The organism is Leisingera caerulea DSM 24564 (assembly GCF_000473325.1).
GTDB lineage: Bacteria > Pseudomonadota > Alphaproteobacteria > Rhodobacterales > Rhodobacteraceae > Leisingera > Leisingera caerulea.
In genome coordinates this window covers 9,258-10,616 of record NZ_KI421513.1, presented here as the reverse complement: position 1 = coordinate 10,616, position 1,359 = coordinate 9,258, and the positions used below count along the sequence as shown (strand labels likewise).

The window sequence follows — 1,359 nt, the reverse complement described above, 5'->3', positions numbered from 1 at the left end:
CTCGCCGATGCCGGGGCCTTTCGATATTGAACGCTTTGCGTTCCTGCGGGAGATCCACGAGGTTCTTTCACCGGAACACCCCAGCCGGGAAGTGTCGATCCTCGGCTCGGCGCAGTGGGGGAAAACAGTGTCCATTATCCAGCCGACGCTGGGGGCTTGGCACAACAGCACCGCGCTGGACAGTCTGGTGGTTCATCCCACCATGTCGGCCGCCACAGAGTGGGTGGACAACAAGTGGAAGCCGATGCGGCGCCAGGCGCCGGATCTGAAGCGGATCTTCGGCGACGGATTGGCTGGCGGTGAGAACCGCGACCAGAAATTCAATCAGGAAACCGTTGCACGTGACGGCAGCCTGAAAGTTGCTTCTGCCGGTTCCCCGGCCGACTTGACCGGCACGTCCCGCCGACTGGTCATCATGGATGACCTCGCCAAGTTCGAAATGACGGATAAAGGCGACCCGGAAGCCCTTGCGGAAAGCCGGGCCAGCGGTTTCGAAGAAGCGAAGATCCTGCGGGTGTCGACTCCGCTGATCAAGGGCACCTGCCGGATCAACCGGGCTTATGCGCGAAGCGACCAGCGCGTCTATGAGGTGCCTTGCCCGCATTGCGGACACATGGCGGCTTTGACCTGGGAGAACTTTGTCGCCAACATTGATCCGGAAAATCTGGAGGATGCCCATTTCCGCTGCGAGCCCTGCCAGGGAAAGATTGAACACAAGCACAAGGAAGAGATTGTCCGCAAGGGCCGCTGGCGGGCAACTAATCCGAAGGGTGACCATCCCGGGTTCTTCCTGTGGCGGGCTTACGCGCCTCAGCGGGATTGGGCGTCGATCGCCAAGGAATACGCCCGGGTCATGGGCTGGACGCGGACTGAAGGAAACGCCAGCGCAGAGGAAAAAAAGCAGGCCGTAGAGGCTGAGACGGAACAGACGTTCTTCAACGATGTTCTGGGACTGGCCTATGAACAATCTTCGGGTTCGATGGACTGGGAGGTTCTGAAAAACCGGGTTGAGGATGCCGACGAAATTGAAGACGGCATCCGGCCTTTGCCAGTGGGAATTCTACCTGCCACCGGATTCATCTTCAGCGCTGGTGTCGACTGTCAGGATGATCGCACGGAAGTTCATTTCAAGTGCTTCTGCCGGAACCGGCAGCGCTGGACGGTGCATTATAAGATCATTCCGCACCACATCAGTACCAAGGAATGCCGGGATACCCTGGATGCTTACCTGGCCGCGGAGTGGCGGACGGAACTGGGGTTCAAGGTCAAGCTCGACGTTTTGTCGATCGATGGCGGCACCTATACGGATGATGTCTGGGATTGGGCCAAGAAGCACTCCTGGCACCGGGTGATCATCGT

General features: G+C 59.1%; 1 protein-coding gene. It reads left to right on the top strand.

All coding sequences use genetic code 11. The annotated features are described in order from the left end of the window. Positions 1-1,359, top strand: a 1,359-nt coding sequence (locus tag CAER_RS27765) for a terminase gpA endonuclease subunit (RefSeq protein WP_036797589.1), incomplete at both ends; no start/stop codon positions are given.